Here is a 21,008-nt window from a genome sequence, read left to right as displayed (position 1 = left end):
ACGTCAACGCCGAGACCGCGTCGAGGGACGACGAAACCCTGGTCGACGAGGCGGATGCCTGTCGCCAGGGTGTCGTTGTCGCGAAGGAGGATCAGGCTCGCTCGAGCTCGTCCTCATCTTCATCGGCATACTCATCTGCCCACTTGTCGACGTACTCGTTGCCGTCGGTGTCCGGATGCCCGAGTTCACGCTCGAGTGCCGAATAGTTCACCTCAGGACTGTACGACTTGAGTTCGCGGGCGATTTTGGTGTGCTTCGCCTTCTGACGGCCACGGCCCATGCGCGAGACCCCCTTTTACGAGTTCAGCAGCGGGCTGTACGACGCCCGATGATATTCACGGCACCGGCTTGAGGCCGGTAAGAGTAGCATTCAGGATAGCACGCACGCCAGAGCATCCGGCCGTCCTGCGGCCGCCCGCGGAAGGATCGACATGACTGATTCCACGCCCACAGCATCCGACGAGCCGGCCCAGAACGCCGCGCTGCAGAAGGCGGTCATCGTCGGGCTGCAACCGGGTCAGCCCGAGCACGTCCTCGAGGAGGCGCTGCGCTTCGCGAAGCTCCTCGGCTCGCCCCTCGTCGTCGTGCACGTCGACGTCACGCGGTTCGTCACCTATGAGGATCCGGATGGCTACGTGCACTCCGCACCGATCGACCTGAACCTCGATGCCGGCATCGCCGAGTTCGAGGACGTGCAGCGCTCGGCCGAGCAGCAGCTCGAGAACTCCGGTGTCGTCTGGACCGCGCGTCAGCTCGTCGGCGACCCGGCGCTGGCGATCAAGCAGCTCGCCGACAAGCTCGACGCGCAGCTGATCGTCGTCGGCACCCGCAAGCGCGGGCTGGGCGAATCGATCCGCGAGTTCTTCACCGGATCGGTCGCCGCACGCCTCGCGCATCGCCAGCATCGCTCCGTGCTCGTCGTGCCGCAGGAGGAGCCGGTGCCCGACGAGCAGGAGGATGTCTGGACCGAGTAGGCCGGATCTCCCGCCGAGACCCCCGTTTCTCGCCGAGACCCCCACGTGCAGGCGCCCATATATGGGGGCGTCGACGACACGTAGGGGTCTCGGCGGATGGGGTCAGGGGCGGTCTTGCCCGGCTGCGCTCAGTGCGCGGGTGACGGCGCGGGCCGCCTCGTCCATGGCCTTCTCGAGGTCGCTGACGACGGATGCTGACAGCGCGCCGCCGCGTGCGACGTGGGTGCGCAGGTCGGTGCGCACCTGGGCGCGGAACGCGTTGATGGCGGCATCCGCCCGCTGCAGGTGCTCACGGCTGCTCATGCGCTCATCGCTCATCGCCTCGGACCGAGCGCGATCCTTCGCGTTGCGCTTCTCCTCGTGCGCCGCGGTGGCCAGATCCGCCCGGAGGCTGCGCATCGCATCCTTCACGCTCTGGCGCACCTCATTGGCGATGAGGCGCACCGAGTCGGCAAGGCCCTCCTCGATGCTCTCGATTTCGCCCTCGCGTGCGGTGAGCTCTGCGCGGCCGGCATCGGTGATGGCGTAGATCGTGGTCCGGCCGTCGACGGTCTTGGTCACCAGGCCCTCTTCCTCGAGCTTCGCCAGCCGCGGATAGATCGTGCCGGCACTCGGCGTGTATGTGCCACCGGTGCGGTCGGTCAGCGCCTGGATGATGCCGTACCCGTGCTGCGGCTCTTCGGCCAGCAGGGCGAGCAGGTACAGTCGCAGGTCGCCGTGCGAGAACACCGAGGGGCTCATGATTCCCACTCCGCGTCGTCGGCGACCGACACCTGAGGGCGGCGAAGCACCGTGATGCCGCCGGAGACCGAGTTGGCGCGCACGTCGACGAAGCTGCCGGCGAGTTCGCCCGTCTGGCCGTTGTAGTTGCTCGGACCGCCGCTGGAGCGCTGGATGCCGTCGACGATGAGCTTGCCGCTCATGCTGCGCAGCACGTAGTTGGCGGGGAGCGTCTCATCGAGGCGGATGGTCGTCGCGCCCGAGACGGTGTTGAGGTTGACCGTGTTCATGTCGCCGATCGCGTCGACGAGGAGCGAGCCGGAGACGGTGTCGACCGTCGCCTTGCGCATGGTGCCGGTCACTGCCACGTCGCCCGAGACGCTGTTCGCGTTGATCGAGCCGGTCAGTCCGCGCACCTGCACATCGCCCGAGACGGAGTTGACCGTGAGATCGCCGGTGATGCCGTCGGCGATGATGTCGCCGGAGACGGTGTTGAGCTTGGCGTCGTTGCGGATGCCCGAGATGAGGGCTCCGGCGCTCACGACGCCGAGGGTGAGGGCGATGCCGCGGGGGACCGCGATGCTGATCTCGGCCTTGGGCCCGCCGGCGCCGAAGTTGCGGAAGACCTCGAGGAAGTTGTCCCAGCCGATCTGGGGATGGTCGATCTCGACCTGCGTGCCGTCGGATTCGATGCGCAGATCCTTCGTGGTGACGCCGTGCACTTCGATCCGGATGCCCGGTTCGTCGTGTGCCACGACGTCGACCTGTCCGCCCACGAGCCCGACCTTGAGCCGGGATGCCGAGGCGATGTCGATGACGCGTTCCTCGCCGGGGGCGATGAGCCACTTCTCGGTCATGTCGTTCTCTCCTTGTTGGCGGCGATATCGAGATATATCGCGTTAGGAGACTATAACACGATATATCGTGAGTGTGTCAAGGGTGGCCGCTGAGCATCTCCTGGGAACGCCGAAACTATGCTGAGGGCGTGAGTCGCACGCCCGAATCGCCCGCCGCCCGTCTGCTGCGCGCGAGCTTCGCCACGGAAGAGGCGGTCTACGGGGTCATCCTCGTCGCCGGCATGACCGCTGTCTCGGGCGTCCACAAGGGATCATCGCTGCAGGTGTTCTGGACGGTGCTGATCACCGTCGTCGTGTTCTGGCTGGCGCACCTGTACGCGGGAACCGTCGCAGGTCACGGTTTGGAGCACGGTCGCGTCGTAGGGCTGCGGACTTCGTTCCGGCAGGCGCTGAAGCGCTCTCTCGGCCTGCTGCTGTCGTCGCTCATACCGCTTGTGATCCTGTTGCTCGGCGCCACTCGCATCATGGAGGATCGCACCGCGATCTGGCTCGCACTGTGGATGTGCGTCGCGGTGCTGGCCGTGCTCGGCTACATCGCCTTCCATCGACGAGGAGCGCCATGGCCCATCCGCATCATCGGATCGCTCACCACCGCCGCTTTCGGCGTCGTGATCATCCTCGCCAAGGCTCTCATCCACTGATGTCTTGACATTGACGTTGCGTCAACTTCTACGGTTGAGTCATCGACGGAAGGAGACGACATGGACTGGTCGATCCAGGAGATCGCGCGGCTAGCGGGCACGACCAGCCGGACGCTGCGTCACTATGACGACATCGGCTTGCTGGCGCCGTCTCGCATCGCCTCCAACGGGTACCGACACTACGATCAGGCCGCCCTCGTGCGACTGCAGCGCATTCTGCTGCTGCGCGCGCTGGGTCTCGGACTGCCGCAGATCGGCGAAGTGCTCGGCACCTCGCCGGGGTCGGCGACACGGGCATCCGAGGTCGGCGCGCTCGAGACGCACCTCGCCTGGCTGCGCCAGGAGCAGGATCGGATGCTGCGGCAGATCGCCTCCGTCGAATCAACCATCACCGCATTGAGACAAGGAGAAGAACTGATGGCCGAGAACATGTTCGACGGATTCGATCACACCCAGTACAAGGACGAGGTCGAGAGCCGGTGGGGGAAGAAGGCCTACGCCGATTCCGACCGCTGGTGGCGCGGCATGAGCGCCGACGAGCGCAGCGCCTGGCAGCAGCGCGTCGCCGACCTGAGCGGCGAGTGGGCTGCAGCAGCAGAGCGCGGCATCGATCCGGCATCCGACGAGGCGCAGGATCTCGCCCGCCGCCACGTCGAGTGGCTCACCGGCATTCCCGGCACTCCGGCCTCTCAGCCGGACGGCGACACCAAGGGCTATGTGCTCGGTCTCGGGGAGATGTACGTCACCGACCCCCGCTTCGCGGCTAACTACACCACAAGCGAGGGCGGCACCACGGGCGCGGAGTTCGTCCGCGACGCACTCCGCGTGTACGCGGAGGCGAATCTCTGAACGAGGCGCCTCCGTCCTCCGCATGAGGCGCCCCCGTCGTTCGCATGATCGGGAGGAGAACTCACGATCGGGGGGTCGAATCCAGCATCCGACCCTCCCGATCGTGCGATCTCCTCCGTTTCGCGCGGGCGTACGCCGGGTAGTCTGGCTTCACGATGAGCATCACTCGCCGAACCCTGCTCGTCGGCGCCGGAACGGGCGCCGTCGCGGTGCTGCTCGCCGCGTGCACACCCGAGCCGACGCCGAAGCCGACCCGCACCACGACGCCGGGGCCCAAGCCCACAGCGCCCGCCAACGTGCCGACGCCTGCCGGCTGGGCGCGGTCGACCTGGGCGACCGACCCCTACTCGTTCGGCGCCGTCAGCTATGTGCCGGCCGGATCCGATCCACGACGCCGCGACACGCTCGCGACACCGGTCATGGACCGCCTCTTCTTCGCCGGAGAGGCGACGGATGCCGACAGCCCAGGCACGGTGATCGGAGCCGTCGACTCCGGGCGACGCGCCGGCATGGGTCTGCTGGCGGCGGCATCCGAATCCGAGCGCATCGCCGTGATCGGCGCGGGCGCGGCCGGAGTCGCGGCCGCGCGCACCGCGGCCGACGCCGGCCACACCGTCACCGTCTTCGAGGCGCGCGAGCGCACCGGCGGACGCCTGCTCACGCATGCCGACGACGACTGGCCGGTTCCCGTGCAGCTGGGCGCGTGGCTGATCGGCGAGGACGACGTCGCAGCGCTGGATGCCCGGCTCATCACGATCAGCGACAAGCGGATCCGGCTCGACAGCGCGGTCGGATGGTCATCCGACGGGGCCACCGACTCGGTCGACGGCGCGCCGATCGCACAGGCGATCGAGAACGCCGGCGCCCTGCCGACCGATGTGCCCGTCACCGAGGCGCTCGAGCAGGACGGCGTCGACCCTGCCGAGCCGGCTGTCGCCGCGGCACTGGCCTGGCTGGCGGCGACCAGCGGAGCCGACCCGACGCGGGCATCCAGCTGGTATCCGCCCACGTTCGCGCCCGACGCGCTCAACGCGCTGACGGGCGATCTCAGTGCATTCATCGACGAGACCCTCAGCGAGATCGACGTCGCCCTGGCGTCCCCCGTCGTGCGGGTCGCCTACGACGACCGGGGCGTCAGCCTGCGCCTGGGCACGGGGGAGTCGCTGTCGTTCGACCGGGTGGTCATCACCGCCCCCCTCGGCGTGCTGCAGCAGCAGGGCATCGAGTTCGCCCCCGCTCTTCCGTTCGAGCACCGCGGAGCGATCGCAGACCTGGCATCCGGCTTCATCGAGACGGTGTGGATGCGCTTCGACGAGCCGTTCTGGGCGGCCGAAGAGGGCATCTGGCACGTCGTCGGCGGCGACGGGCTCATCCGCACGTGGCTCAACCTCCTGCCGACCACCGCCGAGCCGGTACTGGTCGGACTCGTCGGCGGCGCGGACGCCGAGCAGTTCGCCGCGCTCAGTGAACAGGATGCGAAGGTCGCCGCACGGGCGTCACTGGCGTTCTTCGCGCCGGAGCCGGAGTCGGACCAGGGCTGAGTGCCTCACCGACGGCCGCGGTACGCTGGCCCGCCGTCGGATGCACCCTGCTGAGAACCACGAGCGACGCGGCGACGAGGGCGAAGATCGACAGTGCGATCGCGCAGCTGACGCCCATCTCACCCAGTCCGGACACCTGGCGCGGGTCGAGGAAGTAGTACGGGTACCAGCCGATCACCCCGCCCCGCCAGATCGTGAACACACCCCACACGATCGGATACAGCAGCACGAACGGCACCACACGCCATGATGCGGGGCGCCGGCCGGGGCCCAGCACCCACGCCACGACCGACCAGGCGGGCAGGACGAAGTGCAGCATCACATCCGACCACGGCACGCTGATCGGAATGCCCCGCATGCCCGCCTGCCAGACGATCAGCCCGAACGCGAGGCCGGCCGTGATGGTCCAGCTGAGAACGAGGGCGCGGGCGGTCGTCAGCCACGCCGGATCCTCTCCGGTGCGCAGCGCGATGACTCCGGCGACGAGGGCCAGCACGGCGAACGCGGAGTTCGACTGGATCGTCAGATAGGCGAAGAAGTTGTCGCTGGCCATGGTCTGCGAGCCCATGCCCCACAGCATCCGATGCACGAGCGCGACGATGCAGATGGTCGCCGCCAGCAGGCGCGACCATCCGAAGATCCTTCTCGTCAGCACTCGGGTGTCTTCCTCCTGGCACTGTCCGCTCGCTCACGCGGAGCATCCAGTCATTTCCCCGAGTCTACGTAACCCCGTCTAGAGTGACGCAGGTGACCACCCCCGTCCCTGCGCGCATCGTGCTGCGCCGCGCCGCTCTCGCGGCAGCGGGCGGAATGATCGGAACGGCGGCGCGTCTCGCGATCGGGATGCTGGTGCCGGATGCCGCGATCGGCGTGCTCATCGCGAACATCGCGGGCGCGCTGCTGCTGGGGCTGCTGACTGCGAGGCTCGCAGCGTCCGATCTGCGCGTCTTCCTCGGCACGGGCGTGCTCGGCGGGTTCACGACCTACAGCGCGTTCACGGTCGGCGCGGTGGGGCTGTGGGCGGCGGCGCCCCTGCTCGCCGTCGGGTACGCCGTGGCCAGCGTCGTGTTCGGGGTCGCGGCGGCGGCACTCGGTCTGCACCTCGGCAGACGGAGGGAGCCGGCATGACGCCGCTGATCTTCCTGCTCGCCGCCGCATGCGGCGGACTGGGCGCGGGCGCGCGCTACCTCGTCGACGTGGGCGTCGCTCATCTGGCCGGCACTCGCTTCCCGTGGGGCGTGATGGTGATCAACATCACCGGCTCACTCGCCCTTGGCGTCGTCGTCGGCGCTCTGCCGGCCGCCGCCTTCGTCGTCGGCGCCGGCTTCCTCGGCGGCTACACGACGTTCAGCACGGCGATGCTCGACTCGGTCGCGCTGTGGCGGGATGGCGAGCGCGCGGCATCCGTCGTCAACGTTCTCGGGATGTTGGCAGCGGGCGTCCTCGCCGCGGTGCTCGGGCTCGCGATCGGAGCCGCACTGACGTGACCCGACGCGGGTCGCGCGCCGACCGGTGAGGCGTTCCCAGCCGCTTCCAAGGGCTGAAATGTACAAACGTACAGAAGGGGAGTGGGGATGACTGATGCCGCGCCGCGCCGCAAGCGCGATCCGGAGACTCGTCGGCGCGCAATAATCGCCGCCGCGGCCGAGCTGATCATCGAGGTCGGCGTTGGCGCCGTCACGCATCGACTCATCGCCACCCGAGCCGGCGTCCCGCTCGGCGCCACCACGCAGTATTTCGCCACGCTCGACGACCTGCGCGCCGAAGCGCTCCGATTCCTCGCCGCCGAGGTCGAGCTGCGCATCGACGGCGTCCGCCAGACGATCGAGCAGCGCGGTGCGACACCCCCCGTGCTCGCCGAGCTGGTCATGCAGGGCATCGCCGATGCGCATGCGCTCGAGGCCGATCGCGCCGTCGTCACCGCCGCCGTCAACGATCCTCAGCTGCGCGCCCTCGCCCGACGCTGGTCCGCGCAGATGGCCGAACTCCTCGTCGCCGACCATGGCGGCGAGCGTGCGCTCGCCGCCGCGATCTTCATCGACGGCGTGCTGTGGCACTCTCGCATCAACGACGAGCCGCTGACCGAATCCTTCCTCGAATCCGCCCTCGCCGGCATCCTCGGCGCGTCCACCCACTGACCAAGAGAACGCACATGTCGAAACTCTCCGTCCTGAGCCTGCGCAACCGCGCACTCATCGCGCTCATCACGATCGTGGCCGCCGTCTTCGGCGGACTCGCGCTCACCAACCTGAAGCAGGAGCTCATCCCCTCGCTCGAGCTGCCCGCTCTGGTGGTGATGACCAGCTATCCCGGTGCCTCGCCCGAGGTCGTCGAGAACGACGTGTCGACGCCGATCGAGCAGGCCATCCAGGGCGTGCCGGGGCTGGAGTCGACCACGGCCACGAGCACCACCAACGCCTCGGTCGTGCAGGCGATGTTCACCTACGGCACCAATCTCGCCACTGCCGAGCAGAAGATGCAGCAGGCGATCAACCGCATCGGCCAGCAGCTGCCGGACGACGTCGCCCCGCAGGTGCTCTCGGTGTCGATCGACGACTTCCCCGTGATCCAGGTCGCCGTGACCGGCTTCGATGACGCCGAATCCGCGCAGGCCGACCTCGAGAAGGTCGTGATCCCCGAGATCGAGGATGTCGAGGGAGTCAACGCCGCCGAGATCGTCGGCGGCGTCGGCCAGCGGGTCACCATCACCCCCGACGATGCGAAGCTGGCCGAGCATCAGGCGACCCCGCAGATGATCACGCAGGCGCTGCAGCAGAACGGCGTGCTGTTCCCCGGCGGATCCATCACCGAGGGCGATGACACCTTCACCGTGCAGACCGGGGCGAAGATCTCGTCGGCCGACGAGATCGCACAGCTGCCGCTGGTCGGCACGGATGCCACGATCGGAGAGGTCGCATCGGTCGCGCAGGAGGCCGATCCAGTCACCTCGATCTCACGCGTGGACGGCCAGGACGCCCTGTCGATCGCCGTGACGAAGCTGCCGGCCGCCAACACCGTCGAGGTGTCGACGGGTGTGCTCGCCGCGCTCGACGATCTTCGCGAGTCGTTCCCGGATGCCGAGTTCACGGTCGTCTTCGACCAGGCGCCGTTCATCCAGCAGTCGATCGAGACGCTGGCGGTGGAGGGCTTGCTGGGCCTCGCCTTCGCGGTGATCGTGATCCTGGTGTTCCTGCTGTCGATCCGCTCGACGCTGGTCACCGCGATCTCCATCCCGACATCCGTGCTGGTGACCTTCATCGGGCTGCAGGCGTTCGGGTACTCGCTGAACGTGCTGACACTCGGCGCGCTGACCATCGCGATCGGCCGCGTCGTCGACGACTCCATCGTCGTCATCGAGAACATCAAGCGGCACTACGTCGAGGGCGCCGACAAGGGGGAGGCGATCCGTCTCGCGGTGCGAGAGGTGGCATCCGCCATCACCGCCTCGACGATCACCACCGTCGCCGTGTTCCTGCCGATCGTGTTCGTCGGCGACATGGTGGGCGAGCTGTTCCGTCCGTTCGCGATGACCGTGACCATCGCCATGGCCGCCTCGCTGCTCGTGGCGCTGACGATCGTGCCGGTGCTCGCGTACTGGTTCCTCAGGCCGGGCAAGCCGCTGGTCGACGAGAACGGAAACCGCGTCGATCCGGAGGCACCCGAGGCGCCGCCGACGCCGCTGCAGCGGATGTACCGGCCGATCCTGAGCTGGACGCTCAAGCACTCGCTGACCACCGTCGCGCTCGCCGTCGTCGTGCTCGCGGGAACACTGGCTCTGGCCCCGCTGATGAAGATCAACTTCCTCAGCGACTCCGGCCAGAACACGATGACCGTCACGCAGGATCTCGGCCCGACAGCCAGCCTGCAGGCGAAGTCCGACGCGGCAGTGAAGGTCGAGGATGCGCTCGCCGACATCGACGGCATCGAGCACGTGCAGGTCTCGATCGGATCGAGCGGTTCGTCGCTGATGGACGCCTTCTCCGGCGGTGCCGGCGTCACCTACTCGATCCAGACCGACGCGGATGTGGATCAGGAGCAGCTGCGCGCCGACGTCCAGGACGCGATCGACGGACTCGAAGATGTGGGAGAGGTCAGCGTCGGCGGTTCCACAGGCTTCGGCTCGACCGACATCGCCATCACGGTCAGCGCCTCGAACGGCGAAGACCTCCAGGCCGCGACGGATGCCCTGATGAAGGAACTCGACGGGCGGGACGGCATCGGCAAGGTCACCGACAACCTCGCCGCCTCGCTGCCGTACATCGCCGTGGTCGTCGACCGCGAGGCCGCGTCCGCACGCGGGCTCTCGGAGGTCGCGGTCGGTTCGATGGTGTCGGACGCCATGCGTCCGCAACAGGTCGGATCGGTCGAGATCGATGACACCGCGCTGACCGTGTACCTCGCCGACGCCGAGCCGCCGACGTCGGTCGAATCACTGCAGCAGCTGATGATCCCGACCGCGCTCGGCCCGGTCGAGCTGCAGGACGTCGCGACGATCGAGCAGCGCGAGGGACCCACCTCGATCACGACGGAGAAGGGGACGCGCACCGCCACTGTGACCGTGCCTCCGGCATCCGATGATCTCGCCGTCGCCACCGCGTCGGTGACCGAGGCGATGGATGCCGTCGAGCTGCCCTCCGGCGCGAGCGCCGAGATCGGCGGCGTGGCCTCGCAGCAGTCGGACGCATTCTCGCAGCTGGGGCTCGCGATGCTCGCGGCGATCCTCATCGTCTACGTCGTGATGGTGGCGACCTTCAAGTCGCTGCGCCAGCCGCTGCTGCTGCTCGTGTCGGTGCCGTTCGCGGCCACGGGGGCGATCCTGCTGCAGATCGTGACCGGTGTGCCCCTCGGCGTCGCCTCGCTGATCGGCGTGCTGATGCTGATCGGCATCGTGGTGACCAACGCGATCGTGCTCGTCGACCTGGTGAACCAGTACCGCGAGAAGGGGCTCTCGGCCCACGACGCGGTGATGGCCGGTGGGGAGAAGCGTCTGCGGCCGATTCTGATGACCGCGCTCGCGACGATCTTCGCGCTGACCCCGATGGCGCTCGGCATCACCGGGCACAGCGGGTTCATCTCGCAGCCGCTGGCGATCGTTGTGATCGGCGGACTCGTGTCGTCGACCGTGCTGACGCTGATCGTCCTGCCGACCCTGTACAACCTGGTGGAGGGTGCGAAGGAGCGTCGCGCGGCGAAGCGCGCCGCCCGCGATGGGGGTCCTGAGGGCGACGGCTCCGGTGGCTCGGGTGGTTCCGGTGGTTCCGGTGGTTCCGGTGGTTCCGGGCCTGGCGGCGGAGACGAGTCCGGCGTCGGCAGCGCGGTTCCGGCCGCCGTCGCGGCTGCCGCGAGGACGGATGCTGTCGGCGAGCCGGCGCCTGAGTCTGCCGCGCCGGCCGCTGAACAGGGCGCGCCCGAGCCGGCCGATCAGCAGGTGGCGGAGCCTGCCACGACGATGGTCGTGCAGAATCCGTCGAGTTCCGGTTCGATGGTCGCCGCCGCGGCTGCCGCCTCCGCGGCCGCGGCTGCGGCCTCAGCGGCTGCCGCGGCAGCATCCGTCGCCGCGACCGTCGCCGCCGAGGGCGCGGAGCATCAGCCCACCCGCCGTGAGCTGCGCTCGCGCGGGCTGCCGACGGCCAATCCGGTCGACTGACTCTTCCTGTCGCAGTTTCGCCTGCTTCGCCTCACGGCAGGCGGGCGAAAGTGCGACTGGAACGCTGCCGAGGGTCGGGTCAGGCGAAGCGGATGCCCAAGCCGAGCTCCCACGATCGGTGCCTTTCGCGGCGACCGGTGCGATCCTGCTGCAGATCGTGACCGGTGTGCCCCTCGGCGTCGCCTCGCTGATCGGCGTGCTGATGCTGATCGGCATCGTGGTGACCAACGCGATCGTGCTCGTCGACCTGGTGAACCAGTACCGCGAGAAGGGGCTCTCGGCCCACGACGCGGTGATGGCCGGTGGGGAGAAGCGTCTGCGGCCGATTCTGATGACCGCGCTCGCGACGATCTTCGCGCTCACGCCGATGGCGCTGGGAATCACCGGGCACAGCGGGTTCATCTCGCAGCCGCTGGCGATCGTCGTGATCGGCGGATCGGATGCCGGTGCGTCGGATGCCGGTGAGCGCCCGCCCACGCGGCGAGAGCTGCGCGATAGGCGCTGAACCCGGGCCGTACTCGCGGTTACGCTGAGCGTCTGCAGACTGAGCTAACGGCACCTGATCTGCTGCAGCTCTTTACTACGCTACCGAGTTTCATTATGGTGAATGGGGGACCAATCAACAGCGGGAGTGCAGACAGATGCGCAGCGAGACACTCAGGACCGACATTGCCGTGATCGGCGGCGGCCTCGCCGGGGTATGCGCAGCTATCGGCGCCGCCCGGCAGGGTGCGTCAGTGGTCCTGGCGCAGAACCGGCCCGTGCTTGGCGGCAACTCGTCGAGCGAGGTACGGGTATGGGTGTGCGGTGCCACAGCTCACGGCGTCCACCCGTACGCGCGTGAGACCGGCATCATGGGGGAACTCTTCGTCGAGAACCAGTTCCGCAATCCGGAGGGGAATCCCTACTACTGGGATCTTCTGCTGCTCGAGAAGGTCCGCGCTGAGCCCAACATCACCCTTCTACTGAACACCGAGATCACCGCAGTCGAGGCGGACGGACCTCAATCAGAGCGCGTCATCAGCACCGTGACGGGGTGGACCTCAGGGTCCGAACGAACGGTCACCATCGACGCCGACGCGTTCATCGACTGCAGCGGCGACGGCATCGTGGGCTACCTCGCGGGCGCCGATTTCTACACGGGCCGCGAAGCCCGATCGGAGTATGACGAGCCGTCCGCGCCCGAGGTTCCCGATTCGAACACGCTCGGCAGCACGATCCTCTTCTACGCAAAGGATGCCGGCCAGCCCTCGAAGTTCGTGGCTCCGCCGTTCGCCCGCGATATCGCAGCGACCGCGATTCCGGAGCGTCGCATCGTGACACACACGATGAACGGCTGCGACTTCTGGTGGATCGAGTGGGGAGGGGAGCTCGACGTCATCGACGACAACGAACTCATCCGCGATGAGCTCCATGCGGTCGTCTACGGCCTGTGGGACTACATCAAGAACTCGGGTAAGTTCCCCGCAGACAATCTCACTCTCGAATGGGTCGGATCCGTGCCCGGCAAGCGCGAGTACCGCCGTTTCATCGGAGATCACACCCTCATACAGGCCGACATCATGGAGCAGACGCAGTTCGACGACCGGATCGCGCACGGCGGCTGGTCGATCGACCTTCACCCGCCCGGCGGCGTCTATGCCAGCGAACCGGGGTCGCGTCACCTGCACCCCGATGGCAACTATCACATCCCGTTGCGGTCGTTGTACTCGCACAACGTCGTCAATCTCTGGATGGCGGGGCGCACCATCAGCGCAAGCCACGTCGCGTTCGGCAGCACGCGCGTGATGGCGACCTGCGCCATTCTCGGCGAGGCGGCCGGGATCGCTGCAGCTCTCGCGCACGCTCACAGGATTCAGCCTCGCGAGCTCGTGAGCGAACGGATGCCCGAGGTGCATCACGCGATGGTACGCGCAGATGCATCCGTGCTCGGCGTCCGCAGCGACGATCCCAATGACCTGGCGCTCCGAGCGTCGGCATCCGCATCGTCTTTCGCGCGTCGACTCGAGTCCACACGCTCTCGCGGTCTCGTCCCCCTCACGTCAGATCACTCGCTCGTGGTGCCCGTGAACCCGTCGCTCGACGGCATCGACCTGCTCATCGAGGCCACGGAGGACAGCGAGGTCGCCGTGGAGGTCTTCCGCACGAGCGCCTCGCAGAACTACCTCCCCGCCGAGAGCGTGTCCGCGGCCACGGCCACGGTGACGCGGGGGCGTTCGTGGGTGAGCGTGCCAATCGAATGGACGCCGTCGGAGCCCGGCAACGCGGTGCTCGTCGTCCGCGAGAATCCCGCTCTGTCGCTGCACCGGGGTGAGGTTTCGCAACCGGGCACGCTCGTGTTCGTGTACCGCCCGGTGCCGGCAGACGAGGAGGCGCCCGAACTGTGGCGCCACTGGAAGCAGATCCTCGTGAACGACGGCATCTGCTTCCGGTTGACCGCCGACACCCTTGCGTTCGCGCCGAAAGAAGCCGTGGGAGGCTACGCACGCCCCTACGGCGGACCGAACATGTGGATGTCTGCCCCCATGGAGCATGACCCGCGGCCGACGCTGCAGCTCGATTGGTCCACCCCCGTCGAGATCACCCGCATCGACATCGTCTTCGACGATGATCTCAACGAGGACTTGATCAATCTCCACCACCACCGCACCCCGAACGACATCATGCGCACGCTCGTGCGGAATGCGGTGATCGAGGTGCGCCGCGGCGAGGAATGGATGCCGATCGCGTCGATCCGCGACAACCGCGTGCGTCACGTCACGATCACCCTTGATGACGCAGTCTCGACGGACGGCGTGCGCATCGTGGTCGAGGAGACCAACGGCTGCGCAGAGGCGCGAGTCGTCGCAGTCCGGGCGTACGCCGCCGCAACGTCGGATGGCGTGAGCCCGCACGGGCGGATCGTTGCGGAGATGCGTGCCGAGACGCTCGTCGGTTGACGTGACGTACCGATGCGCGGCGGCGAGCGGCAAGGACGCTCACCTCCTTCGGCCCGGGATGGTAGGAGGCTTCTGGCACGGGGCGATCGCATGGCAGGAGCACGGCGCGGCGAGCACACCCTGGCGAATCGATCCGCTGCGTGCGGCGGAACTCAGCCATGGGCTCGTGGAGGTGGCTCAAGCAGCGGCGGGCGTGCGAGCCGAGTTCGACACCGACGCGCAGAGCGCACTGCTCGTGGTCGAGCGCCTCGATGACGAGCCGGGATGCGTTGACGTCGTCGTCGATGGTGCACTGCGGAGGCGGGTACCCGTGCGCTGCGGCATCCAATCACTCCAGCTCGATCTCAAGCGCGTTGATCTCAAGCGCGAAGCGGCCAGCGCGCGCATCGAGCTCTGGTTGCCCCAGGCCGGCATCACGCGCGTGCACGGGCTGGAACTCGAAGGCGCGACCCGTGTCACCGCAGTTCCCTCCGTGAGGTCGCGCTGGATCGCATACGGCAGCTCGGTCACACAGTGCTTCGAGGCAGCGGGCCCCACGGACACCTGGCCGGCGCGCGTCGCACGTGCTCACGCATGGGACCTGACCTGCATGGGCTTCAGCGGGGAGTGCTTCCTCGACGAGGCGGCGGCCGAGACGATCGCCGGCGCACCAGCCGATCTCGTCACCGTGTGCGCCGGCATCAACGTCTACAACCGCGCCGAGTGGAACGGGGCCGAGCTGCACAGTCGGCTCGATGCCTTCCTGCGCACGATACGCCGTGGCACGCCGGTCGCACCGATCATCGTGATCTCTCCTCTCGCTTCCGCGTCACGCGAGTCGACCCGCAACGCCGTCGGGATGACGCTCGCCGACGTACGGGCCGTCGTCGCGGACGTCGCGCGGCGGACGACCGTGCCGGGAGTGGGCTACATCGACGGCACCGACGTCTTGGGCATGGGCGATCAGGAGCTGCTTCACGACGGCCTGCATCCGAGTGCGGAGGGCTACGCCCACATGGCCACGCGGTTGGGGCCGCTGCTGGCGACCGGTATACACCTGTCCGTTGTTTCCTCCTAATCCATCGGCGCCCTTCTGAACATTCTTGAACTCTGGGGGCCCCTGCCGCCTCTTTGAACGAGGGCAAACCATACAAATACAAAAATCACTTGCTTTATAACGCGTGCCGCGTCACTATGAGTTGAGCACGTCGAAGGCGGAAGTGCAGAGCGGGAGCAAAGGTGCCAAAAGACAACACCAGCGATACATCGTTGGGACTGCGCGATGTGAGCGCTGCCCGGTGCGCGGTCGCGCTCCGGGACCACGGTAAGGCGACCGTCGCCGAGGTCGCCCGGCTCACCGGGCTGTCGCGCCCGACGGTGGAGGCGGGCATCGCATCGATGATCTCCCGTGGGCTGGTGACTGACACCGACGTGCACACGATCGGAGGTCGTGGCGTGGGAAGACCGGCGCGTCTGTTCGAGTTCAACGCGTCTGCGGGGTACGTCATCGGAGTCGATATCGGCATCCACCGCATCCGCGTCGCCGTTGCGAATCTGACCGGCGATGTCCTCAGCTGGGTCGAGGAAAGGATCGCGGCTCCACTCAACGGTGCCGCCCGCATGACGCTGGTCAAGAGCCTCATCCGTCGTGCGCTGGACGATGCGGCCTCCATGCCGGCGAAGGTCGTGGCGATGACCGTCGCCGTCTCGGGCATGGTCGACACTGACGGCAGACTTCTCGCCTCGGTGCTCCTTCCCGACTGGGAGGGCGTCGATGTCGCCGGGTATCTGCGCGCCGAGTTCGGCTGCGCTGTGATCGTCGAGAACGACATGCGCCTGGCCGCTCTGGCCGAACATCGCCTGGGCACAGCCCAGCTCATGGACGACGTCATCTTCTTCTTCCTGGGCCACCGTGTCGCGATGGGGCTCGTGATCGACGGTGAGCTCCGGCGCGGCCACCACAGCGCGGCGGGAGAGATCGGCGACATGGCCTTCGGTGATCTGCTTGATTCTTCCGGTGAGCTCGTGTGGACCACTGCCGCCAGCGGCGAAGAAGTGTTCCGTCGCGCTGCGGAGGGACACGCGGACTCGAAGGCGGAGGTCGACGCCTTCGTAGAGGGGCTGGCAGCGGGGATCGCCGTGGTCACGATGGCGATCGACCCCGACATCGTCGTCATCGGCGGTGGTCTCTCGCGTGCGGGGGACGTGCTGCTCGATCCGCTTCGCCGATCTGTGAGCTCCCGTATCAAGGTTCCCGTCAGGCCGTCGATCAAGGCGTCGGAACTCGGCACGGAATCCGTCGTCCTGGGTGCCCTTGCCTTGGCGAGCAGTGAGGCATCGGCGCTCACGTTCGGCGTGCGAGGGCTTCCCGATCCGGTGATCGACGTGGCGCGTGCGCGGCGGGCAGCAGAGATCGGTGCGGCCGCGTGACAGACACCTTCGTGGCCGGGGGAGCGACCTCGGCCCTGAATGCCCCCTTGCGCATCGCCGTCATCGGAGTCGGAGCCCGTGCGGCCATTGCGCGATTCGCGGTGGAGTCCGGCGACGGGCTGATCGTCGCGGGCGTCGACCCTGATGACCGCGCCCGCGCCCGGGTGCAATCCGAGCTCGCCCCCGAGGCTGCGACCTTCGCGACGCACGACGAATTGCTCGCGAGCGGCGTTCCTGTGGACGCCGCGTTCGTCACATCACCCGATCACACTCATGCCGAGATCACGATCGACCTGCTCGAGGCCGGAGTCGCCGTCTATCTGGAGAAGCCGCTCGCGACCTCGCCCGCCGATGCGGACGCGGTCCTCGAAGCGGCCGCGAGGTTTGGCACGCCGCTGTACGTCGGCCACAACATGCGTTATTTGGGCGTCGTGCAGCTGATGCGCGACATCATCGACCGGGGCGAGATCGGCGAGGTCAAGGCGATCTGGTGCCGACATTTCGTCGGCAACGGCGGCGACTACTACTTCAAAGACTGGCACGCCGACCGGTCGCAGTCCACGGGGCTCCTGCTGCAGAAGGGGGCTCACGACATCGACGTGATCCATTGGTTGGCGAACGGCACCACCACCGATGTCGTGGCGATGGGTGACCTCAGCGTCTATGGCGCGATTCAAGACCGGCGCAGTAATGCCGACCGCAGGATGCCCGACTGGTTCTCTCTCGATGCGTGGCCGCCGCTTGCTCAGAAGGAACTGAATCCCGTCATCGACGTCGAGGACATCTCGATGATGCTGATGCGTCTTGATAACGGGGTGCTCGCCTCATATCAGCAGTGCCACTTCACGCCCGACTACTGGCGCAATTACACCGTGATCGGTACAGAGGGGCGACTCGAGAACTTCGGCGACACCGGAGGCGGCGTGGTGCGTGTCTGGAACTCGCGTACGACCTACGCCCCCGAAGGTGATCTGGTCTATTCGATCGCCGGTGACGCCGAGGGGCATTCCGACGGCGACGCACTCGCCGTCGGCGACTTCGTACGATTCGTTCGGAGTCGCACATCCACGCAGACCTCGCCGGTGGCCGCGCGGAACGCCGTGGCGGCGGCGGCCGCCGCGACGGAGTCGCTTCGTGATGGGGCGACACCGCGCAAGGTGGCCCCGCCGTCTCCCAACATCGTCGACTACTTCACCCCGAATCAACGTAAGCCCTCGGGTCCTGACCTCGGACCCGCGACCCACAAGGAGAATTGACATGCGACGCACGACATTGGCAGTGGCGACAATCGCGTCCGCTGCGCTCTTGATCACCGGATGCTCGGGAGGGGGTGCACCCGCAGCCGACGACGAAGAGCTCGCGACTGCTGAGACCGAGGCCTCGATCGATTTCGCCATCTGGAATGCAGCGCAGCAGCCGGCCTTCGAGCTCGTCATCGATGCGTTCAACGAGCAGTATCCGAACATCGATGTTCAGATCCAGGTCACGCCGTTCGATCAGTACTTCACGAAGCTTCAGACGCAGGGCAGCTCGAAGACGCTCCCCGACGTGTTCACCATGAACTCGCTCAACTTCGACAAGTACGTCGATGGCAAGCTCCTCGCACCGGTGACCCCTCTCATCGACGCCGACCAGCTCGACCCCGCGAACTACCCGACCGCGCTCGTCGACGGCTACTCGGCCGATGGCACGCTCTACGGTGTTCCGCAGAACTCGCAGACGGTCGCGATGTGGTACAACAAGGCGCTCTTCGAACAGGCAGGCGTCGAACTGCCCACCGACGACTGGGACTGGGATGACCTTCGCACCGCCGCCAAGTCGATCAGCGACGCGCTCGGCGACCAGGGCGTGTTCGGAATCGCCACGGACCTCACCGGACAGCAGGCGTACTACAACACGATCCTTCAGGCAGGAGGGGACATCATCTCGGAGGACAAGCAGACCTCGGGTTTCGACAGCCCCGAGGCCATCGAAGGTCTGCAGTTCTGGACCGATCTCATCGCGGACGGCTCGTCGCCGTCGGTGCAACAGCTCGCTGACACACCCGCCCCGCAGATGTTCAACAGCGGCAAGGCCGCGATCATGTTCAACGGCGCGTGGTCCGTCGCCGAGGTGCTCGCATCCGATGTCGCCGACGTGTCGGACATCGCGCCGCTGCCCCAGGGCGAACGTCGTGGAGTTGTCGTCGCGGGAACCGCGGCGGTCGTGAGTGCATACTCGGACGAGCTGGCGGCCGCTCGCGCCTTCCAGGCGTTCCTCGGCTCGCAGGAGGCGCAGGAGATCATCGCGGGTGAGGGGCTCGGCAACCCGGCGTTCCTCGAATCCCAGCACGTCTTCGTCGAGGCGACACCGCAGTACAACGTTCAGGCCTTCGCCGACGCCAGTGAGTACGCGTTCCCATACCCCACCTCGCGCGACACGTCGGCGTGGAACCTTCTCGAGTCGAATCTCCTGCCCGCCGCTTTCTCGGGCGAACGCCCGGTCGCGGAGGTCGCTGACGAGCTTGCCACGGAGATGAACGCTCTCCTCGAGGCCGAGGCCAAGTAGATCCATGGCTGACCGGTCCGTTACCCCGGTGGGTGCGTCGAACGCGCCCACCGGGGGGATGGCGAAGCGCCGCAAGCTGCTCGGGTCGGACGGGTGGTGGCCCGCGCTGTTCGTGCTGCCGCTCTTCGCCGGTATCGCGGTCTTCTACCTCTTCCCCATCGTGCAGACCGCGTACTTCAGCTTCACGAGTTGGGGCGTATTCGGCGGAGCGACCTTCACCGGGTTGGACAATTACGCCAAGCTCCTGTCCGACCCTGAGGTCGCGCGATCCCTCGTCAACACGATCGTATACACGGCCATCGTGGTGCTGGGTGTTCCGATCGGCATCGTCTTCGCCGTGCTGATCTCGCGTCCGAAGCTGCGCTTCGCCGCGCTGTACCGCGTGCTGTTCCTCATGTCGTACATCGCCATGCCGGTCGCCATCGCGCTGGTGTGGCGCATGATGTTCAAGGGCGACTACGGCGTCATCAACTGGTTCCTCTCGCTCGTCGGAATCCAGGGGCCCTTCTGGCTCTCGACCGAGTGGTTCGCGCTGATCGCGGTGTCTGTGGTCGGTCTGTGGATCGCTCTCGGGTTCAACATCATCATTCTCGCCGCGGGGCTGCGCGGCATCCCTCCCGAGCTCTACGAGGCATCCGCGCTGGACGGTGCTGGCCGCTGGTATCAGTTCACCCGGATCACGATCCCGTTGCTGACACCGTCGATCTTCTTCGTGCTGGTGATCAACATCATCGGAGGGTTCAAGCTGTTCGATCTGCTCTACATCCTTCTCGAGCCGTCGAACCCGGTCATGCCGAAGACGCAGTCGCTCGTGTTCCTCTTCTACAACGAGTCGTTCGTCGTGAACGACAAGGGCTACGGCGCGACGATCGCGATCGTGATCCTGCTGCTGATCAGTCTGTTCACTGCCATCCAATTCCGGCTGGAGAAGAAGTGGGTGCACTATGTCTAGTTCTTCTGTGAAGATGTCTGGTTCTCCTGTGAAGACGCCCACGCCCTCTGCGAAGCCGGCCACCCAGCGCGGCAGTTACGCCGCGACGCACTTCATCCTGGCCGTCGGTGGCGTCCTGATGATCTTCCCGTTCGTCTGGCAGATCATCATGTCGCTATCGACGAACAACCAGGTCACGTCGGTGCCGCCGACATTCTGGCCCGGCACGTTCCAGTGGGAGAACTTCACCAAGGTCTTCGAGCAGATTCCGTTCCTCGATCAGTTCTGGGTGTCGGTGAGCATCACCGTGCTGCGCACGCTGGGCCAGCTCATCATCTGCTCCCTCGCGGGGTACGCCTTCGCTCGGATGCAGTTCCCCTTCAAGCGGATTATCTTCGGTCTCGTCCTGGCGATTCTCATGGTGCCCTCCGAGGTGTACATGATCCCCCAGTACCAGATCATTCAGAGCCTCGGGCTACTGAACACAATCGCGGGAATCGTACTGCCGGGCATCTTCGGCGCCTTCGGGGCGTTCCTGATGACGCAGTTCTTCCGGGCGATTCCGCGCGAGCTCGAAGAGGCAGCGCGCCTGGACGGATGCAACCCCTGGCAGATCTACGTGAGGATCATGCTTCCGCTCGTGAAGCCGGGTCTCTCGGCTCTCGCGATCCTCACGATCGTGTGGTCGTGGAACGATCTGCTCTGGCCGCTCGTCGTGACCACGGACGACACCAAGATGCCGCTGACGGTCGGCCTCGCGTCGCTCCAGGGGCAGTACACGACCGACTACGCCGTACTCATGGCGGCGAGCACGATGGCGGTCGCGCCGATCATCATCCTGTTCATCTTCATGCAGCGCCGAGTCATCGACGGCATCGCCTCGTCGGGTCTCAAGGGCTGAACATCGATCCCGCCAGCCGTAGAGTGCTTCAGTCATAGTGAACACCGGCTCA

19 protein-coding genes and 1 pseudogene are annotated in these 21,008 nt (G+C 67.0%); 16 read left to right on the top strand and 4 right to left on the bottom strand.

Annotated elements, in window-relative coordinates; translation table 11 throughout:
* Window positions 1–91 precede the first annotated feature (91 nt).
* Window positions 92–280: a DUF3073 domain-containing protein gene (locus tag ACQUSX_RS07885; RefSeq protein ID WP_241926808.1), complete on the bottom strand. Its 189-nt coding sequence runs from the start codon at window positions 278–280 to the stop codon at window positions 92–94.
* 151 nt (window positions 281–431) lie between these two features.
* On the opposite strand from ACQUSX_RS07885, the gene ACQUSX_RS07880 reads away from it, so the two are divergent.
* The gene (locus tag ACQUSX_RS07880; RefSeq protein ID WP_428906390.1) at window positions 432–974 is read left to right on the top strand and encodes a universal stress protein; all 543 of its coding nucleotides are present in this window, start codon (window positions 432–434) and stop codon (window positions 972–974) included.
* 102 nt (window positions 975–1,076) lie between these two features.
* Here ACQUSX_RS07880 and ACQUSX_RS07875 read toward each other — a convergent pair whose 3' ends face one another.
* Window positions 1,077–1,715 carry a PadR family transcriptional regulator gene (locus tag ACQUSX_RS07875; protein ID WP_428906389.1) on the bottom strand — a complete coding sequence of 213 codons (639 nt, stop codon included), beginning with the start codon at window positions 1,713–1,715 and terminating at the stop codon, window positions 1,077–1,079.
* A complete protein-coding gene (locus ACQUSX_RS07870; protein ID WP_428906388.1) occupies window positions 1,712–2,551 on the bottom strand; it encodes a DUF4097 family beta strand repeat-containing protein in 840 nt (279 codons plus the stop codon). The genes ACQUSX_RS07875 and ACQUSX_RS07870 overlap by 4 nt, the downstream gene beginning before the upstream one ends.
* A 128-nt stretch (window positions 2,552–2,679) precedes the next feature.
* On the opposite strand from ACQUSX_RS07870, the gene ACQUSX_RS07865 reads away from it, so the two are divergent.
* The 3 genes from ACQUSX_RS07865 (at window position 2,680) to ACQUSX_RS07855 (ending at window position 5,582) form a co-directional block, all read left to right on the top strand.
* Window positions 2,680–3,192 carry a hypothetical protein gene (locus ACQUSX_RS07865; protein WP_428906387.1) on the top strand — a complete coding sequence of 171 codons (513 nt, stop codon included), beginning with the start codon at window positions 2,680–2,682 and terminating at the stop codon, window positions 3,190–3,192.
* Window positions 3,193–3,252: 60 nt separating this feature from the next.
* A complete protein-coding gene (locus tag ACQUSX_RS07860; protein ID WP_428906386.1) occupies window positions 3,253–4,041 on the top strand; it encodes a MerR family transcriptional regulator in 789 nt (262 codons plus the stop codon).
* Window positions 4,042–4,196: 155 nt separating this feature from the next.
* The gene (locus ACQUSX_RS07855) at window positions 4,197–5,582 is read left to right on the top strand and encodes a flavin monoamine oxidase family protein (RefSeq protein ID WP_428906385.1); all 1,386 of its coding nucleotides are present in this window, start codon (window positions 4,197–4,199) and stop codon (window positions 5,580–5,582) included.
* Here the strand turns inward: ACQUSX_RS07855 and ACQUSX_RS07850 are convergent.
* Window positions 5,503–6,237: a Pr6Pr family membrane protein gene (locus tag ACQUSX_RS07850; RefSeq protein ID WP_428906384.1), complete on the bottom strand. Its 735-nt coding sequence runs from the start codon at window positions 6,235–6,237 to the stop codon at window positions 5,503–5,505. The genes ACQUSX_RS07855 and ACQUSX_RS07850 overlap by 80 nt on opposite strands.
* 92 nt (window positions 6,238–6,329) lie before the next feature.
* Here ACQUSX_RS07850 and ACQUSX_RS07845 point away from each other — a divergent pair, with 92 nt between their 5' ends.
* From ACQUSX_RS07845 to ACQUSX_RS07790, 12 genes and pseudogenes are all read left to right on the top strand, one after another.
* Window positions 6,330–6,710: a fluoride efflux transporter FluC gene (locus ACQUSX_RS07845; protein WP_428906383.1), complete on the top strand. Its 381-nt coding sequence runs from the start codon at window positions 6,330–6,332 to the stop codon at window positions 6,708–6,710.
* Complete coding sequence (locus ACQUSX_RS07840) at window positions 6,707–7,069, top strand: fluoride efflux transporter FluC (RefSeq protein WP_428906382.1); 363 nt, start codon at window positions 6,707–6,709, stop codon at window positions 7,067–7,069. The genes ACQUSX_RS07845 and ACQUSX_RS07840 overlap by 4 nt, the downstream gene beginning before the upstream one ends.
* An 87-nt stretch (window positions 7,070–7,156) precedes the next feature.
* On the top strand, window positions 7,157–7,720 hold the full coding sequence (locus tag ACQUSX_RS07835) for a TetR/AcrR family transcriptional regulator (RefSeq protein WP_428906381.1): 564 nt from the start codon (window positions 7,157–7,159) through the stop codon (window positions 7,718–7,720).
* Between the two features lie 14 nt (window positions 7,721–7,734).
* Window positions 7,735–11,229 carry an efflux RND transporter permease subunit gene (locus tag ACQUSX_RS07830; protein WP_428906380.1) on the top strand — a complete coding sequence of 1,165 codons (3,495 nt, stop codon included), beginning with the start codon at window positions 7,735–7,737 and terminating at the stop codon, window positions 11,227–11,229.
* 115 nt (window positions 11,230–11,344) lie between these two features.
* A pseudogene (locus tag ACQUSX_RS07825) lies at window positions 11,345–11,665 on the top strand (efflux RND transporter permease subunit); the annotation flags it as partial.
* 205 nt (window positions 11,666–11,870) lie between these two features.
* Window positions 11,871–14,168, top strand: a complete 2,298-nt coding sequence (locus ACQUSX_RS07820) for an FAD-dependent oxidoreductase (RefSeq protein ID WP_428906379.1) — start codon at window positions 11,871–11,873, stop codon at window positions 14,166–14,168.
* Between the two features lie 58 nt (window positions 14,169–14,226).
* Window positions 14,227–15,225 (top strand): GDSL-type esterase/lipase family protein, encoded by a 999-nt coding sequence (locus ACQUSX_RS07815; RefSeq protein ID WP_428906378.1) that lies wholly within the window; start codon window positions 14,227–14,229, stop codon window positions 15,223–15,225.
* Window positions 15,226–15,431: 206 nt separating this feature from the next.
* The gene (locus ACQUSX_RS07810) at window positions 15,432–16,577 is read left to right on the top strand and encodes an ROK family protein (protein ID WP_428906377.1); all 1,146 of its coding nucleotides are present in this window, start codon (window positions 15,432–15,434) and stop codon (window positions 16,575–16,577) included.
* A complete protein-coding gene (locus ACQUSX_RS07805) occupies window positions 16,574–17,833 on the top strand; it encodes a Gfo/Idh/MocA family protein (protein WP_428906376.1) in 1,260 nt (419 codons plus the stop codon). The genes ACQUSX_RS07810 and ACQUSX_RS07805 overlap by 4 nt, the downstream gene beginning before the upstream one ends.
* A gap of 1 nt (window position 17,834) precedes the next feature.
* The gene (locus tag ACQUSX_RS07800; RefSeq protein WP_428906375.1) at window positions 17,835–19,124 is read left to right on the top strand and encodes an ABC transporter substrate-binding protein; all 1,290 of its coding nucleotides are present in this window, start codon (window positions 17,835–17,837) and stop codon (window positions 19,122–19,124) included.
* Between the two features lie 4 nt (window positions 19,125–19,128).
* Window positions 19,129–20,076, top strand: a complete 948-nt coding sequence (locus tag ACQUSX_RS07795) for a carbohydrate ABC transporter permease (protein ID WP_428906374.1) — start codon at window positions 19,129–19,131, stop codon at window positions 20,074–20,076.
* 28 nt (window positions 20,077–20,104) lie between these two features.
* On the top strand, window positions 20,105–20,956 hold the full coding sequence (locus ACQUSX_RS07790) for a carbohydrate ABC transporter permease (protein WP_428906373.1): 852 nt from the start codon (window positions 20,105–20,107) through the stop codon (window positions 20,954–20,956).
* Window positions 20,957–21,008: the final 52 nt, after the last annotated feature.

This window comes from Microbacterium alcoholitolerans, from assembly GCF_050408615.1.
Classification (GTDB): Bacteria; Actinomycetota; Actinomycetes; order Actinomycetales; family Microbacteriaceae; genus Microbacterium.
This window is presented reverse-complemented; position numbering and strand designations above follow the sequence as displayed.